This is a genomic window from Herbaspirillum camelliae, from assembly GCF_001929405.1.
GTDB lineage: Bacteria > Pseudomonadota > Gammaproteobacteria > Burkholderiales > Burkholderiaceae_D > Herbaspirillum > Herbaspirillum seropedicae.
On record NZ_KV880769.1, the window covers coordinates 777,903 to 792,646 of the forward strand.

13 protein-coding genes are annotated in these 14,744 nt (G+C 62.7%); 6 read left to right on the forward strand and 7 right to left on the reverse strand.

Going from position 1 to position 14,744, the window contains the following annotated elements; translation table 11 throughout:
• The first annotated feature begins 134 nt into the window (after positions 1-134).
• The 6 genes from accB (at position 135) to BGK68_RS03585 (ending at position 5,982) form a co-directional block, all read left to right on the forward strand.
• Positions 135-599, forward strand: coding sequence for an acetyl-CoA carboxylase biotin carboxyl carrier protein (gene accB / locus BGK68_RS03560; RefSeq protein WP_075255960.1), 465 nt, complete (start codon positions 135-137; stop codon positions 597-599).
• Between the two features lie 95 nt (positions 600-694).
• On the forward strand, positions 695-2,074 hold the full coding sequence (gene accC / locus BGK68_RS03565) for an acetyl-CoA carboxylase biotin carboxylase subunit (protein ID WP_075255961.1): 1,380 nt from the start codon (positions 695-697) through the stop codon (positions 2,072-2,074).
• Positions 2,075-2,115: 41 nt separating this feature from the next.
• Positions 2,116-3,030, forward strand: coding sequence for a 50S ribosomal protein L11 methyltransferase (gene prmA / locus BGK68_RS03570; RefSeq protein WP_075255962.1), 915 nt, complete (start codon positions 2,116-2,118; stop codon positions 3,028-3,030).
• A 3-nt stretch (positions 3,031-3,033) separates the two neighbouring features.
• Positions 3,034-4,320, forward strand: a complete 1,287-nt coding sequence (locus BGK68_RS03575; RefSeq protein ID WP_075255963.1) for a DUF3426 domain-containing protein — start codon at positions 3,034-3,036, stop codon at positions 4,318-4,320.
• Positions 4,321-4,417: 97 nt separating this feature from the next.
• The gene (locus tag BGK68_RS03580) at positions 4,418-5,353 is read left to right on the forward strand and encodes a carbohydrate kinase family protein (RefSeq protein ID WP_075255964.1); all 936 of its coding nucleotides are present in this window, start codon (positions 4,418-4,420) and stop codon (positions 5,351-5,353) included.
• Positions 5,354-5,394: 41 nt separating this feature from the next.
• Positions 5,395-5,982, forward strand: coding sequence for a peroxiredoxin (locus tag BGK68_RS03585; RefSeq protein WP_075255965.1), 588 nt, complete (start codon positions 5,395-5,397; stop codon positions 5,980-5,982).
• A 104-nt stretch (positions 5,983-6,086) separates the two neighbouring features.
• Here the strand turns inward: BGK68_RS03585 and BGK68_RS03590 are convergent, their stop codons facing one another.
• The 7 genes from BGK68_RS03590 to BGK68_RS03620 form a co-directional block, all read right to left on the reverse strand.
• A complete protein-coding gene (locus tag BGK68_RS03590; protein ID WP_075255966.1) occupies positions 6,087-6,626 on the reverse strand; it encodes a YggT family protein in 540 nt (179 codons plus the stop codon).
• A 240-nt stretch (positions 6,627-6,866) separates the two neighbouring features.
• Positions 6,867-7,679: a histone H1-like repetitive region-containing protein gene (locus tag BGK68_RS03595; protein ID WP_075255967.1), complete on the reverse strand. Its 813-nt coding sequence runs from the start codon at positions 7,677-7,679 to the stop codon at positions 6,867-6,869.
• 504 nt (positions 7,680-8,183) lie between these two features.
• Complete coding sequence (locus BGK68_RS03600) at positions 8,184-9,350, reverse strand: ribonucleotide-diphosphate reductase subunit beta (RefSeq protein ID WP_075255968.1); 1,167 nt, start codon at positions 9,348-9,350, stop codon at positions 8,184-8,186.
• A gap of 215 nt (positions 9,351-9,565) precedes the next feature.
• Positions 9,566-12,550, reverse strand: a complete 2,985-nt coding sequence (locus BGK68_RS03605) for a ribonucleoside-diphosphate reductase subunit alpha (protein WP_075255969.1) — start codon at positions 12,548-12,550, stop codon at positions 9,566-9,568.
• A 406-nt stretch (positions 12,551-12,956) separates the two neighbouring features.
• Positions 12,957-13,580, reverse strand: coding sequence for a 1,6-anhydro-N-acetylmuramyl-L-alanine amidase AmpD (gene ampD, locus BGK68_RS03610; RefSeq protein WP_069372870.1), 624 nt, complete (start codon positions 13,578-13,580; stop codon positions 12,957-12,959).
• A gap of 3 nt (positions 13,581-13,583) precedes the next feature.
• Entirely contained in the window at positions 13,584-13,868 is a 285-nt protein-coding gene (locus BGK68_RS03615) for a PP0621 family protein (protein WP_075255970.1), read from the reverse strand.
• Positions 13,865-14,677: a cytochrome C assembly family protein gene (locus BGK68_RS03620; RefSeq protein WP_075255971.1), complete on the reverse strand. Its 813-nt coding sequence runs from the start codon at positions 14,675-14,677 to the stop codon at positions 13,865-13,867. The genes BGK68_RS03615 and BGK68_RS03620 overlap by 4 nt, the downstream gene beginning before the upstream one ends.
• Positions 14,678-14,744 lie beyond the last annotated feature (67 nt).

The window sequence follows — 14,744 nt, forward strand, 5'->3', positions numbered from 1 at the left end:
CGGCCTTGCGGGCCGTTTGCCGGCCTGCGCCCATGGATCGCTTCACCGACTGCATCATCTGACTGGACCCGCCGGCCGCAGCTCGCGCCGGCGCTTCTTTTAACACTACTCAATCTACATTCCGAGGGATTCAAATGGATTTACGAAAACTCAAGACGCTCATCGACCTGGTTGCTGAATCGGCCATCGAAGAGCTGGAAGTCACCGAAGGCGAAAGCAAGGTCAGAATCGTCAAATCGTCCCCGAATACCCAGAATCAAGTCGTGATGGTGCCGCAACAGCAAGCCTACGCACCGGCAGCCGCCCCCGTGGCAGCCGCCGCACCGGTGGCTGCTGCCGCGCCGGCTGCTGCTCCCGTGCCGGAAGGCTATATCGTCAAGTCGCCCATGGTCGGCACCTTCTACCGTTCCTCCGCCCCGGGCGCACCGGCCTTCGTGGAAGTGGGCAAGGAAGTCAAGGAAGGCGACACCCTGTGCATCATCGAAGCAATGAAGCTGCTCAACGAGATCGACACCGACAAGGGTGGCGTGGTCAAGCAGATCCTGGTGGAAAACGGCCAGCCGGTGGAATTCGGCCAGCCGTTGTTCGTGCTGGGCTGATCGCGCATCGTCCCCGGCCTGGCCGGATGCGGCCGCCCGCAGCGGCCTGCTTCCGGAACCTATAACGCTTGATCCTAGCGACGCTTCAATCCTTTATGTTTGAAAAAATCCTCATCGCCAACCGTGGCGAAATTGCCCTGCGTATCCAGCGCGCCTGCCGCGAATTGGGCATCAAGACCGTGGTCGTGCACTCCGAGGCCGACCGCGAAGCCAAATACGTGAAGCTGGCCGATGAGTCGGTCTGCATCGGTCCGGCTCCGTCGGCCCTGTCCTACCTGAACATGCCGGCCATCATCAGCGCCGCCGAAGTGACGGACGCCCAGGCGATCCACCCCGGCTACGGCTTCCTGTCGGAAAACGCCGACTTCGCCGAGCGTGTGGAAAAGTCGGGCTTCGTCTTCATCGGCCCGCGCGCGGAAAACATCCGCATGATGGGCGACAAGGTCTCTGCCAAGCAGGCCATGATCCGTGCCGGCGTGCCCTGCGTGCCGGGTTCGGAAGGGGCGCTACCGGACAATCCCAAGGAAATCGTCCAGATCGCCCGCAAGATCGGCTATCCGGTCATCATCAAGGCCGCTGGCGGTGGCGGTGGCCGTGGCATGCGCGTGGTGCATACCGAAGCCGCGCTGATCAATGCCGTGACCATGACCAAGACCGAAGCCGGTGCCGCCTTCGGCAATCCGGAAGTCTATATGGAGAAGTATCTGGAAAATCCGCGTCACGTGGAAATCCAGATCCTGGCCGACGAGCACAAGCAAGCCGTCTGGCTGGGCGAGCGCGACTGCTCCATGCAGCGCCGCCACCAGAAGGTGATCGAGGAAGCGCCAGCACCGGGCATCCCGCGCAAGATCATCGAGAAGATCGGCGAACGCTGCGCCGAAGCCTGCCGCAAGATGAACTACCGTGGCGCCGGCACCTTCGAATTCCTGTACGAAAACGAAGAGTTCTACTTCATCGAGATGAACACCCGCGTGCAGGTGGAACACCCGGTGACCGAAATGATTACCGGTGTGGACATCGTGCAGGAACAGATCCGCATCGCCGCCGGCGAAAAGCTGCGCTACCGCCAACGCGACATCGAGTTGAAGGGTCACGCCATCGAGTGCCGCATCAACGCCGAGGATCCGTTCAAGTTCATCCCCTCGCCGGGCCGCATCACCGCCTGGCACGTGCCGGGTGGTCCTGGCATCCGCGTCGATTCGCACGCCTACTCGGGTTACTTCGTGCCGCCCAACTATGATTCCATGGTGGGCAAGGTGATCGCCTATGGCGCCACCCGCGAGCAGGCCATCCGCCGCATGCAGATCGCACTGTCGGAAATGGTGGTCGAGGGTATTTCGACCAACATCCCGCTGCACCGCGAACTGATGGTCGATGCGCGCTTCTTCGAAGGCGGAACCAATATCCATTATCTGGAACATAAGTTGTCGGAACGTCCGGCTTCCGCGGAAGCGGACAAGGTCGTCAAGAAGTAAGCAATACTGCAGCAACACCTCATCAGCAAAGGCAGGCGAGCATGGCTTGGGTAGAAATCGTCATCGAAGTGGCGCGGGAAGAGGCGGAGGCATTGTCCGACGCCCTGATGGAGTCTGGCGCCCTGTCGGTGTCGGTGGAAGATGCGGACGAAGGGACCGACGCCGAGCGTCCACTCTTCGGCGAACCCGGCATGGAGCCGGAAGAAGCCGCCTGGGATCGCAGCCGCGTGGTGGCGCTGGCCGGCAAGGACGCCGACCACGCCACCATCGTCATGGATGCGGCCAAGGCCATCGGCCTGGACTATGCCCTGCCCTTCTCCACCCGCGTAGTGGAAGAGCAGGACTGGGTGCGCCTGACGCAATCCCAGTTCGAGCCCATCCATATCGGCAAGCGCATCTGGGTGGTGCCGAGCTGGCACGAAGCCCCCGCCGATCCGGACGCGCTGGTGCTGGAGCTGGACCCCGGTCTGGCCTTCGGCACCGGCAGCCATCCCACTACCCGGCTGTGCATGGAATGGCTGGAAGCCAATGCCACCCAGGCCGGCACCCTGCTGGACTACGGCTGCGGCTCGGGCATCCTGGCGCTGGTGGCGGCCAAGATCGGCGTGCCCCAGGTGATCGGGGTGGACATCGACCCGCAGGCGCTGGAAGCTGCGCATCACAATACCGAGCGCAATCACTGCACGGCCACCTACTACCTGCCTGAAGCCTTCGCCCAGGCCCATCCAGAGGGTGAACGCTTCGACGTGGTGGTGGCCAACATCCTGGCCGGCCCGTTGCAACTGATGGCCCCCATGCTGGCTGGCCGCGTGCGCGCGGGCGGTTCGCTGGTGCTCTCGGGCGTGCTGGAGCGCCAGGCGCAGGAAGTCATCGCCACCTATGCACCCTATATCGCCCTGACCGTGTGGGCCGAGCATGAGGGCTGGGTGGCGCTGGCAGGCCGCCTGCCGGAGTAATCGATGGCGTTGGCGACCCAGTGTCCGCACTGCCTGACCATCTTCAGGGTCGTCAGCGACCAGCTCAAACTGCGCGGCGGCCTGGTCCGCTGCGGCAGTTGCCGCCAGGTCTTCAATGGCAATGACTATCTGGTCGAGGCCAGCGTGGCCGACGGCCATTACCAGCCCGCACCGGGCAGCAAGGCCCAGGCCGGCGTGATGACGCCCAGCGCTGCTGCGGTCGCTCCCACGCCAACACCGGCACCGTCGCCGGTGGCCGCCAGCCCGATGGCGACGCGCGGACCGGCGCCACAGCCGTCTGCACCCGTTCAAGCCCCCCCCGCTTCCATCGTCACAACCCCGACCAGCACGAGTCCTGCGCAGCCGCTGCAAGTCCCCGCCGCACCGATGCCCGCAGCCATCCCGGTGGTTGCCGAGCCGAAGGTATTTCGCTCGCCGACCAGTCCCGGCTACATCCCGGACCTGGGCGCACCGCTGAAGTCTTCAGCGGCTGTGGATAAAGAGAAGCAGGATGAAGCAGCCGCATCGTCTCCCTTCCCCGTCACCGACGAGGCCCCAGCAGCGCCCGAGGAGGGCGCCGGCCTGTTGCGCCGCTCTTCCAGCGCGGCCGACGAGATAGTCAGCGCAGCCGATATCGACGCGGCCTTCGGCCCGGCCACACCGCGTCTGGACGAAGAGGATGAGGAGGATGTGCATCACCTCCGCAGTCATGACAGCGAACCAGACCAGCTCTCCGCAGCCGACGACAGCGAAGACGACGCCGAACTGCCCGGCTTCGTCAAGCGTGTCGAACGCCGCGAGCGGGCCAAACGCGTGCTCAAGGTCATCATGATGATCCTGGCCGGCGTAATGGTGCCGGTGCTGTTGCTGCAATCGCTCTATTACTGGCGCAATCCGCTGGCCGAAGCCCTGCCGCCTTTGCGCCCCATGCTCAATGGCATGTGCGTGGCCCTGCATTGCAACGTGGGCCTGCCGGCCGAGATCGATCGCCTGTCGCTGGAAGCCAATGAGCTGCAGGTGGTGCCGCCCAACCAGAATGTCTATGCGCTGACGGTCGTCATGCGCAATCGCGGCCCCGGCGCACAAGCCTGGCCGCACCTGGAGCTCACGCTCAACAATGATGACGAGAAGGCGGTGGTGCGCCGGGTCTTCCGTCCGCGCGATTACCTGGCTGACGCCCGCCAGATCGATCGCGGCATCGCCGCCGACAGCGAACAGCAGATCAAGCTGAATTTCGAACTCAAGGATGCCCTGGTCTCGGGCTACCGGGTCTACCTGTTCTATCCCTGAGCCAGCCTTCCCGCTCGCGCCAGCTGCTCGCAAAAACCAGCCTGAACACCGCTTTTCTTCTACAATGCGGCATCAGTCACTTCTTGCGTCCACTCCCATGAGCTCTCTCATCTGCGGTTCCCTCGCCTACGACAACATCATGCAATACGAGGGCCGCTTCGCTGAAGCGCTGCTGGCCGACCAGTTGCACAAGGTCAATGTCTCCTTCCTGGTGCCGACCATGCGCCGCGAGTTCGGCGGCTGCGCCGGCAACATCGCCTACAACCTCAAGCTGCTGGGCGGCGATCCGGTCATCATGGCCACCGTGGGACTGGACAGCGCACCGTACATGGAACGCTTCGCCGAGCTGGGCATTTCCACCCGCTGCGTGCGCCAGATCGACAGCTCCTTCACCGCGCAGTGCTTCATCACCACCGACGCCGACAGCAACCAGATCACCGCCTTCCACCCGGGCGCGATGACCTGGTCGCACGAGAACAAGGTGGCCGATGCAGGCCCGGTCAAGTTCGCCATCGTCGCCCCGGATGGCCGCGACGGCATGCTGCAGCATGCCCAGCAGGCGGCCGAGCTGAACATCCCGCTGATCTTCGATCCGGGCCAGGGCATGCCCATGTTCGATGGCGACGACCTGAAGAACTTCATCGACCTGGCCACCTACGTCGCCGTGAACGACTACGAAGCCGAGCTGCTGACCGCACGCACCGGCCTGTCGCTGGCGCAGATCGCCGAACGTACCAAGGCCCTGATTGTCACGCGTGGCGAACTGGGCGCTGAAATCTTCGAGGGTGGCAAGAAGTTCGACATCCCCTGCGTCCCGGCCGACCGCATCGCCGATCCCACCGGCTGTGGCGATGCCTTCCGTGCGGGCATGCTCTTTGGCCTGACCGAGGGCTATGACTGGGAGACCACCGGTCGCCTGGCCAGCCTGATGGGCTCGCTCAAGATCGCCTCGCAGGGTCCGCAGAATCATGCGCCGTCCAGGGCGGAAATCGAAGAGCGCTTCCACGCAGCCTTCGGCTATCGCTTCGCTTGAGTCTCGCCCCGCTAACGCTGTCCGCTTCAAGGAGATTGATCATGCTGCACCGTTCATTCCTGGTCTTGCCGTCACTGTCCATCTTGCGTGGACTGGCCGCTGGCGCTGCGCTGCTCGGTGCAATGCTGGCCAGCCCGGCGGCGCTGGCAGCGCTCAAGCCGGGCGAGAAGGCGCCGGAATTCTCGGCCCCGGCCTCGCTGGGTGGACAGGTATCGACCTTCACCCTGTCGGAGGCGCTCAAGAAAGGGCCGGTGGTGCTGTACTTCTACCCGGCCGCCTTCACCTCCGGCTGCACCATCGAAGCCCATCTGTTCGCCGAAGCGGTGGACCGCTACAAGGCGCTGGGAGCGACTGTCATCGGCGTGTCGGGCGACGATATCGAGACGCTCAACAAGTTCTCCGTCAGCGAATGCCGCAGCAAGTTCGCAGTGGCCGCCGATGTCGACAAGAAGATCATGAAGGCCTATGACGCCCAGTTCCTGAAGGTGACCGGCTACGCCAGCCGCACCTCCTACGTCATCACGCCGGACCATGCCATCCTCTACGAGTACACCGACATGAATCCGGAAAAGCATGTGGAAAACACCATGCAGGCGCTGGAGAAATGGTCGGCTGCGCAGAAACGCTGATGCGTGGATGCCCAGGCTGAGCCAGGACAAAAAAAGAGCCGGACGATGAAGTCCGGCTCTTTTGCCATGACGACGGCACCCGGCAGATCCGGGCCAGCCTGCCGTCAGAGCAGGGCGAACAGCAGCGTGCTGATCACGCGCACGGCGATCTGCAGGAGGATCAGCAGCACCAGCGGCGACAGGTCCACACCGCCCAGCGGCGGGATCACGCGGCGCAGCGGACGCAGCAGCGGCTCATTCAAGGCCCGCACGAAAGGCGCCAACGGCGCGTAGGGATTGACCCAGCTGAAGATGGCCTCGATGATCAGCGTGGCCATGAAGCCGTAGCAGATCCACTCGAAGAAGCGCTCCAGCGAGAGCAGGAAGATGATCTTGAAGTCGAAGCCCGACTGCAATCCAACCGCGGCCACGGTCGCCAGCACCACGATCAGGAAGGCTCCCAGCAGGCTGGCCCAGTCATAGGCGCCGCCAGGCAGCACGCGGCGCAACGGTTTGACCAGCCAGTCCGAGAGCTGGTAGACGAACTGACCGACCGACTGCGGCGGACGCACGCGCACCACCTGCATCCAGAAACGCAAGAGCATGACGCCGGCCAGGATGCTGGCCACGGCATTGACGATCAACATGAAAATACTATGCAGCACAGGGTTCTCCATCAGTGAGAGGCAGCGCACATACTAGAGCGCATTGGCGCAATCGCCAAGCCGTGGATGCGGGTCAGACCCGCTGCTGCCCATATTGTGCCATTGCGCGGCATTGCCAGAGCCATGCCGGCATCAACAAGCGCCGCATGCAAGCGGGCAGACATAAAAAAACCGCTGCATGGCATAAAGCCACACAGCGGCATTTTCGCCTGAACGAATCAGACTAGGCGTGCACCGCGATTACGGACGGTTGTTGCCAGTCGGGAACGGCCATGCGGCTGCCGGGTTCAGCACGGTCTTGGCGGCCGGTGCTGCAGGCGCTGCCGGCTTGGCAGCTGCCTTCTTCGGTGCTGCGGGCTTCTTGGCGGCGGCGGCCTTGGGGGCTGCTGCAGCCTTGGGAGCGACTGCCTTGGGAGCAGCGACCTTCTTGGCGGCGGCCTTGGGGGCGGCAACCTTCTTGGCGGCGACCTTGGGAGCAGCAACCTTCTTGGCGGCGGCCTTGGGAGCAGCAACCTTCTTGGCGGCAGCGGCCTTGGGAGCAGCAACCTTCTTGGCGGCGGCAGCCTTGGGAGCAGCGACCTTCTTGGCAGCGGCCTTGGGAGCAGCAACCTTCTTGGCGGCGACCGGCTTCTTGGCGGCGACTGCCTTCTTCGGTGCTGCTGCCTTCTTGGCGGCGACCGGCTTCTTGGCAGCGACTGCCTTCTTCGGTGCTGCTGCCTTCTTGGCGGCGACCGGCTTCTTGGCAGCGACTGCCTTCTTCGGTGCTGCTGCCTTCTTGGCGGCGACCGGCTTCTTGGCAGCGACTGCCTTCTTCGGTGCTGCTGCCTTCTTGGCGGCTGCCGGCTTGGCGGCGGCCTTGGTTGCCACGGCCTTCTTGGGAGCAGCGGCCTTCTTCGGCGCTGCAGCCTTCTTGGCGGCTGCCGGCTTGACGGCGGCCTTGGCCACGGTCTTCTTGGCAGTAGCCGCGACGACCTTCTTGGTGGTTTCCTTGGCGGCTGCCGCCTTCTTTGCCGCCGGCTTCTTGGCCGCGGTCTTCTTTGCTGCTGTTGCCATTTTGTTTCTCCTTCTTCACGTGAATGGAAAAAATCAAGCTTGATATAAGCAACCCGCACGCGACATCGCGATGACGCGGGCGAGCTATTCATCGGCACAAGCCGCCTGTGGCTTGCGCTAATGAATTCGGCACCAGCTGAACTGCTGCATCCCCTCACCTATGCAGCGCTTCAGCTATCTTGGCGACGCCCCTCCGGTAGTGCCCGCGCAATGGCGCAGGAAGACTTCGACTACGGGAGCAGGCGCGACACCAAAAAAAACGCCAGCGTGTTCAAACGCTAGCGTCGGAATCGCGTTCCTGAAAAACCTCGGTGTTTTTCAAAGGAAAAGCCGCCTGACCCGACAAGATGGGGTTAAGCGGCGATAACAGAGAAGATTGATTCGGTCTCTGACTGTTCATTAATTTGGCGTAGGCCTTTTCCGTTTCAAGAGCCGGGCATCTTGCAAGCTACCCGACTCCTGTTGTGCATCACGTCTCGATGAAGAGAACTTCGAGACTGCACATCATTCCCAACTCAGTGCGCCCCCGGTTTGGTATTCGATGACACGGGTCTCAAAGAAGTTGCGCTCCTTCTTCAAGTCGATCATCTCGCTCATCCACGGGAACGGATTTTCTTCTTGTGCGAACAGCGGGTCCAATCCGATTTGCTGTGCGCGGCGGTTTGCGATGAATCGCAGGTAGCCCTTGAACATGGTAGCGTTCAACCCGAGCACGCCTCGCGGCATTGTATCCTCTGCGTAACGATATTCCAACTCCACCGCGCGTAAAAACAACGATTTGATTTCGTCGCGGAACTCCGGAGTCCACAGGTGCGGGTTCTCCATCTTCACGGTGTTGATCAGGTCGATGCCGAAGTTGCAGTGCATCGATTCGTCACGCAGGATGTACTGGTACTGCTCGGCCGCGCCCATCATCTTGTTCTGGCGACCCAGTGCCAGGATCTGCGTGAAGCCCACGTAGAAGAACAGGCCTTCCATGATGCAGGCGAAGACGATCAGCGACTTCAACAGCTTCTGGTCATTCTCCATCGTGCCGGTCTTGAACTCGGGATCGGTCAGCGTATCGATGAAGGGAATCAGGAACTCGTCCTTGTCGCGGATCGATGCGACCTCGTGATAGGCGTTGAAGATCTCGGCTTCATCCAGGCCCAGCGACTCGACGATGTACTGGTAGGCGTGGGTGTGGATCGCTTCTTCGAAGGCCTGGCGCAGCAGGTACTGGCGGCACTCCGGCGCGGTGATGTGGCGATAGGTGCCCAGCACGATGTTGTTGGCCGCCAGCGAGTCGGCGGTGACGAAGAAGCCCAGGTTGCGCTTGACCAGACGACGCTCGTCTTCGGTCAGACCGTTCGGGTTCTTCCACAGCTCGATGTCGCGCTGCATGTTGATCTCTTGCGGCATCCAGTGGTTGGCGCAGCCAGCCAGGTACTTGTCCCAGGCCCACTTGTACTTGAAGGGCACCAGTTGGTTGACGTCGGTGTGGCCGTTGATGATGCGCTTGTCGGCGGCGTTGACGCGACGGGTGGTGTCGACCTGCTCGCTGTTGCCGGCCATCAGCGCCGGGTTCAGCGCGGCGTTGGATTGGCCGAAGGCCGGTTGCAGTTGCGGCTGCAGGTTAGGAGTGCGCGGCGCCTGGGCCGGCTGCTTGGCTTCATCATCCCAAGAAAGCATCTGTGGTTCCTCTTTACTTTATCGGTCGCTGCCGGCGGGTCGGATGACCGTGGCGCGGCGGGTGTCTATCAGGTGACAACGGCGCATCCGGTGAAGTTCACCGCGATGCGCCGGCTAGGGTGGGCAGGACGTTGACAGTGTAGCTGCCGTCATCTCGGATGACCTTGATCATCCTCATCAGCAGGCCATCTCGGCCCTGCCCGGATTACTTACATTTACTGGCAGGCCTCGCACTCTTCGAAGCCGGCATCGCCCGGACGCATGGTGCAGACCGGACCATCGGCTTCGATCGCCGCGCCCGGATTCGGCATCACGTAGGCCGCCGAAGCAGCGGCAGCCGAAGCGATCGGAGCAGCCGGCACGGCCGTACCGGAGGCCGAGGCCATGGCGCCGGCGCCGCCGTCAACAGCCACGGCGTTCAATGCACCCGCACGGGAAGTGGACTTCTCGGTGTGGGTCGCGCCGATGGTGCGCAGGTAGTAGGTGGTCTTCAGACCGCGCAGCCAGGCCAGCTTGTAGGTCTCGTCCAGGCGCTTGCCGGAAGCACCAGCCATGTAGATGTTCAACGACTGGGCCTGGTCGATCCACTTCTGGCGGCGCGAGGCGGCTTCCACCAGCCAGGACGGATCCACTTCGAAGGCGGTGGCGTAGATGTCGCGCAGGTCTTGCGGGATGCGGTCGATCTTGGCCAGGCTGCCGTCGAAATACTTGAGATCGGCGACCATGACTTCATCCCACAGGCCACGGGCCTTCAGGTCGCGCACCAGGTACTCGTTGATCTCGGTGAATTCGCCCGACAGGTTCGACTTCACGTACAGGTTCTGGTAGGTCGGCTCGATGCAAGCCGACACGCCGATGATGTTGGAGATGGTCGCCGTCGGGGCGATGGCCACGCAGTTCGAGTTGCGCATGCCGTGTTCGGCGATGCGTGCACGCAGGGCGGCCCAGTCCAGGGTCTCGGTGCTGTCGGTTTCCAGGTAGCCGCCGCGTTCCTGCGCCAGCAGCTTCAGGGAATCCTGCGGCAGGATGCCGCGATCCCACAGCGAACCGCGGTAGGAAGCGTAACGGCCGCGCTCTTCGGCCAGTTCGGTCGAAGCCATGTAGGCGTAGTAGCAGACGGCTTCCATGGAGCGGTCGGCAAATTCGACCGCGTCCATCGAGGCGTAGGGCACGCGCTTGATGTGCAGGCAGTCCTGGAAGCCCATGATGCCCATGCCCACCGGACGGTGACGCAGGTTGGAATCACGCGCCTTCTTGACGGCGTAGTAGTTGATGTCGATGACGTTGTCCAGCATGCGCATGGCGGTGCGGATGGTCTTTTGCAGCTTGGCATGGTCCAGCTCGCCATTGACCAGGTGCGCCGGCAGGTTCACCGAACCCAGGTTGCAGACCGCGATCTCGCTCTCGTTGGTGTTGAGCGTAATCTCGGTGCACAGGTTGGAGCTGTGCACCACGCCCACGTGTTGCTGGGGCGAGCGGATGTTGCAAGGATCCTTGAAGGTGATCCACGGGTGGCCGGTTTCGAACAGCATCGACAGCATCTTGCGCCACAGGTCGTTGGCTTGCACCTTCTTGAAGAGCTTCAACTCGCCACGGGCGGCCTTGGCTTCATAGGCGGTGTAGGCTTCTTCGAAGGCACGGCCGAACTTGTCGTGCAGGTCCGGGGTGTCGGAGGGCGAGAACAGGGTCCATTCGCCCTTTTCCATCACGCGCTTCATGAACAGGTCGGGAATCCAGTTCGCGGTGTTCATGTCGTGGGTGCGGCGGCGGTCGTCGCCGGTGTTCTTGCGCAGTTCGAGGAATTCCTCGATGTCCATGTGCCAGGTTTCCAGGTAGGCGCAGACCGCGCCCTTGCGCTTGCCGCCCTGGTTGACCGCCACGGCGGTATCGTTGACCACCTTCAGGAACGGGACCACGCCTTGCGACTTGCCGTTGGTGCCCTTGATGTGAGCGCCCAGGGCGCGCACCGGGGTCCAGTCATTGCCCAGGCCGCCGGCGAACTTGGCCAGCAGGGCGTTTTCCTTGATGGCTTCGTAGATGCCGTCGAGGTCGTCGGCCACCGTGGTCAGGTAGCAGGAAGACAACTGCGAACGCTGGGTACCCGAGTTGAACAGGGTCGGGGTCGAGCTCATGAAGTCGAAGGACGACAGCAGGTCATAGAACTCGATGGCGCGGGCTTCGCGGTCGATTTCGTTCAATGCCAGGCCCATCGCCACGCGCATGTAAAAGGCCTGCGGCATTTCGATGCGGGTGCCGCCGATGTGCAGGAAGTAGCGGTCATACAGGGTCTGCAGGCCGATGTAGCCGAACTGCAGGTCGCGCTCGGGCTTGATGGCGGCAGCCAGCTTGGCCAGGTCGAACTGGGCCAGCTTGGTGTCGAGCAGCTCGGCTTCGATACCCTTCTTGACGTATTGCGGGAAGTATTCCAGGTACTCGGCCGGTGCATCGGCCTGGGCCACTTCCTTGCCGAACACTTCCTTACGGATGGTGTGCATGAGCAGGCGCGAGGTCACCTGGCTGTAGGCCGGGTCCTTTTCCATCAGCGCGCGGGCAGCCAGGATGGCGGACTTGTACAGCTCTTCGACGGGCACGCCGTCGTACAGGTTCTTGACGGTTTCGGACAGGATGGCATCGGCATCGACGTGCGATTCCAGGCCGACGCAGGCAGCGGCGATCAGGGAACGGACTTCGTTGATGTCCAGCGGACGGCTCTGGCCGTCTTCGGTCACGTGCAGCTGCGGGGCGGCCACTTCGGTCTTGGTGGCGGCGCCTTGCTGGGCGCGCTCTTCCATGCGCTTGGCGCGGTAGAGCACGTAAGCGCGGGCCACGTCATGCTCGCCCGAACGCATCAGGGCCAGCTCGACCTGGTCCTGGATGTCTTCGATGTGGAAAGTTCCGCCGGTGGGCTGGCGGCGCACCAGCGCCGAGACCACGTTGGTGGTCAGTTGCTCGACCATCTCGCGCACGCGCGCCGAAGCCGCACCCTGGCCGCCATTGACGGCCAGGAAGGCCTTGGTCACGGCGATGGAAATCTTGGAGGGTTCGAAACCGACCACCGCGCCATTGCGGCGGATGATGCGGTATTCGCCCAGGCCAGCGGTCTGGGAAGCAACGGCCTGGCTGTCAGCGGAGCCTTCCAGCTCGGCGGAAACGCCATAGGCGGCAGGAGATTTGACGGAAATTTCTTGGGTTGAGCGCACTTAGCCTCCTAGATACATGAGTGGAGCAACCGACACGGCTGCCCCAGTTGCTAAATCAGAATCCCGAACTGCACGGGATTGGCGAACGACGACTGCGTCCCACAATGACTATCCCTTGCATGGATAGTCATGCTGACGCAAAAACTGCTTGAAACTGATGAGCGAAACGACGGAATAAGAAGGGAGAACCGGGGCGATTTCGTACTTGTTGCTTGGTACTTGGTGACTGCCTCGCGGGATCTTGCGCCTTCTGAAGCACTGCCAGCCGGGCCATCTGTGGATGAAGTCCCGTGTACAAAAATAAGCTCACCTGGACACTACATCTAGTATCAAAACATCGATTGGGACTAATTCTAGTGGCGGGTTAGGGAGGATGCAACCGCTATTTCGAGAATTTTTCTGCCCCTCACGCTTGACTTTTGTGAAGGCCAGAAGGGAAGCGCAATTGCGCCGGGTTAACAATTTTCATCATTTCTTCGCGATAGCGCTGCCAGTCGAAGAAGGGGCCGGGATCGGTCTTGCGCAGCGGGGCGATGTGCTCGTGACCGGCCACGGCGCTCAGTCCGTAGCGGCTGACCAGGGCCTGGGACAAACCCAGCAGGGCGTCGTACTGGGCGGGGGTGAAGGGCGTGAAGTCGGTTCCCTCCAGCTCGATGCCGATGGAAAAGTCATTGCACCGCTCCCGCCCTTCGAAGCTGGACACGCCGGCATGCCAGGCGCGGCGATGGGCGGGGACGAACTGCACCACCTCGCCATCACGGCGGATCAGGAAATGCGCCGACACCCGCAAGGGACGCAACTGGTCGAAATAGGGATGGGCGTCGAAGTCGAGCCGGTTGCAGAACAGGTCTGCTATATAAGAGCCGCCGAATTCACCGGGCGGCAGGCTGATGTTGTGGATCACCAGCAATTGGCTCACCACGCCCTCGGGCCGGTCGTCGCAATTGGGGGAAGGCTCGCGGCGGGCGCACTGGCACCAGCCCTCGCCATCGATGCTCCAGGCGGCGGGATCAGTCACGGCGGCAGTCATGGTTCAGAAGGAGGCCAGGCGGCGATGCTCTTCCGAGCAGTACATCGCACCTGAAGCATGCACCACCGCTTCGGACACCGGGAAGTGGATGCCACAATGGGCGCATTGCACCATGGTCTCGGCGCCCGGTTCGGCGCTGCGGCGCGCCGCACCCATCTTGGGACGAGGAATGCCCGACTCCGGACGCGCCTCGGGACTGTTGTCGTTACCAGCCAGCATGGATTTCTTGGCGCGCTGGAACCACACCACCACGGCCAGCAGCACGACCAGCCAGATCAGATATTTCATGTCAGAACCCGATGCAGCACGACTTCAAGCACGAACCGGCTGCCCACATAAGCCAATAAAAGGATGGCGAAGCCGGCCAGCGTGAAGCTGAGCGCAGTACGCCCCCGCCATCCCTGCCAGCGGCGGCCGGCCAGGAGCAGGCCGAACAGCAGCCAGGACAGCATGGTGAAGATGGTCTTGTGGTCCCACTTCAACGGCGTCCCGAACAACTGCTCGGAGAAGACCACGCCCGAAAGCATCGTCAGCGTCAGCAAGGTGAAGCCGAAGGCGATCAGGCGGAACAGCAGTTTTTCCATTGTCAGCAGCGCCGGCAGCCGATCCAGCGCCAGGCCGAACCAGCCGGACTGGGTCGCCGGACCCGGACGGGTATGCAAGCGCGACTCCTGCAATACCATCAGCACCGCATGGAAGGCGGCGATGGTCAGGGTGCTGTAGGCGAGGATGGAGATGGCGATGTGCGCCAGGAACCAGTCGGACTTGCCGGTCAGCGCCACCATGTTGCCGGGGAAGATGCTGGGCAGCACCACCGCCAGCGCCGCCACCGGCAGCACCAGCACGCGCATGCTATCAAGCGAGAAATTGCGATTTTCCAGCCAGTAGGCCGCCACCGAGATCCACAGCGTGGAGGACAACATCACCGCAAAGCCCACCCGCAGCGCGTCCGGAGCGAACATGTCCGAGAGCAGCGCACCGCCATGCAGCACCCAGCCGGCCACGATGCCCAGCGAGATCGGCATGCGCCGCTGCGAAGGCATGAAGGCGCAGACCAGGTAGAGCAGCGCAGCCAGGATGAAAAAATAAGTTTGCATCGTCCAAGTTTACACTATCTCGGCCGCTCGCCCGCTTGGGGAAGATCAGACGAGGCTGCGATCATCG

What these genes read in the sequence shown, in the direction of transcription:
- accB (WP_075255960.1), top strand. Translation starts at nt 135, where the DNA reads ATGGATTTACGAAAACTCAAGACGCTCATCGACCTGGTTGCTGAATCG.
- accC (WP_075255961.1), top strand. Translation starts at nt 695, where the DNA reads ATGTTTGAAAAAATCCTCATCGCCAACCGTGGCGAAATTGCCCTGCGT.
- prmA (WP_075255962.1), top strand. Translation starts at nt 2,116, where the DNA reads ATGGCTTGGGTAGAAATCGTCATCGAAGTGGCGCGGGAAGAGGCGGAG.
- BGK68_RS03575 (WP_075255963.1), top strand. Translation starts at nt 3,034, where the DNA reads ATGGCGTTGGCGACCCAGTGTCCGCACTGCCTGACCATCTTCAGGGTC.
- BGK68_RS03580 (WP_075255964.1), top strand. Translation starts at nt 4,418, where the DNA reads ATGAGCTCTCTCATCTGCGGTTCCCTCGCCTACGACAACATCATGCAA.
- BGK68_RS03585 (WP_075255965.1), top strand. Translation starts at nt 5,395, where the DNA reads ATGCTGCACCGTTCATTCCTGGTCTTGCCGTCACTGTCCATCTTGCGT.
- BGK68_RS03595 (WP_075255967.1), bottom strand. Translation starts at nt 7,679, where the DNA reads ATGGCAACAGCAGCAAAGAAGACCGCGGCCAAGAAGCCGGCGGCAAAG.
- BGK68_RS03600 (WP_075255968.1), bottom strand. Translation starts at nt 9,350, where the DNA reads ATGCTTTCTTGGGATGATGAAGCCAAGCAGCCGGCCCAGGCGCCGCGC.
- ampD (WP_069372870.1), bottom strand. Translation starts at nt 13,580, where the DNA reads ATGACTGCCGCCGTGACTGATCCCGCCGCCTGGAGCATCGATGGCGAG.
- BGK68_RS03615 (WP_075255970.1), bottom strand. Translation starts at nt 13,868, where the DNA reads ATGAAATATCTGATCTGGCTGGTCGTGCTGCTGGCCGTGGTGGTGTGG.
- BGK68_RS03620 (WP_075255971.1), bottom strand. Translation starts at nt 14,677, where the DNA reads ATGCAAACTTATTTTTTCATCCTGGCTGCGCTGCTCTACCTGGTCTGC.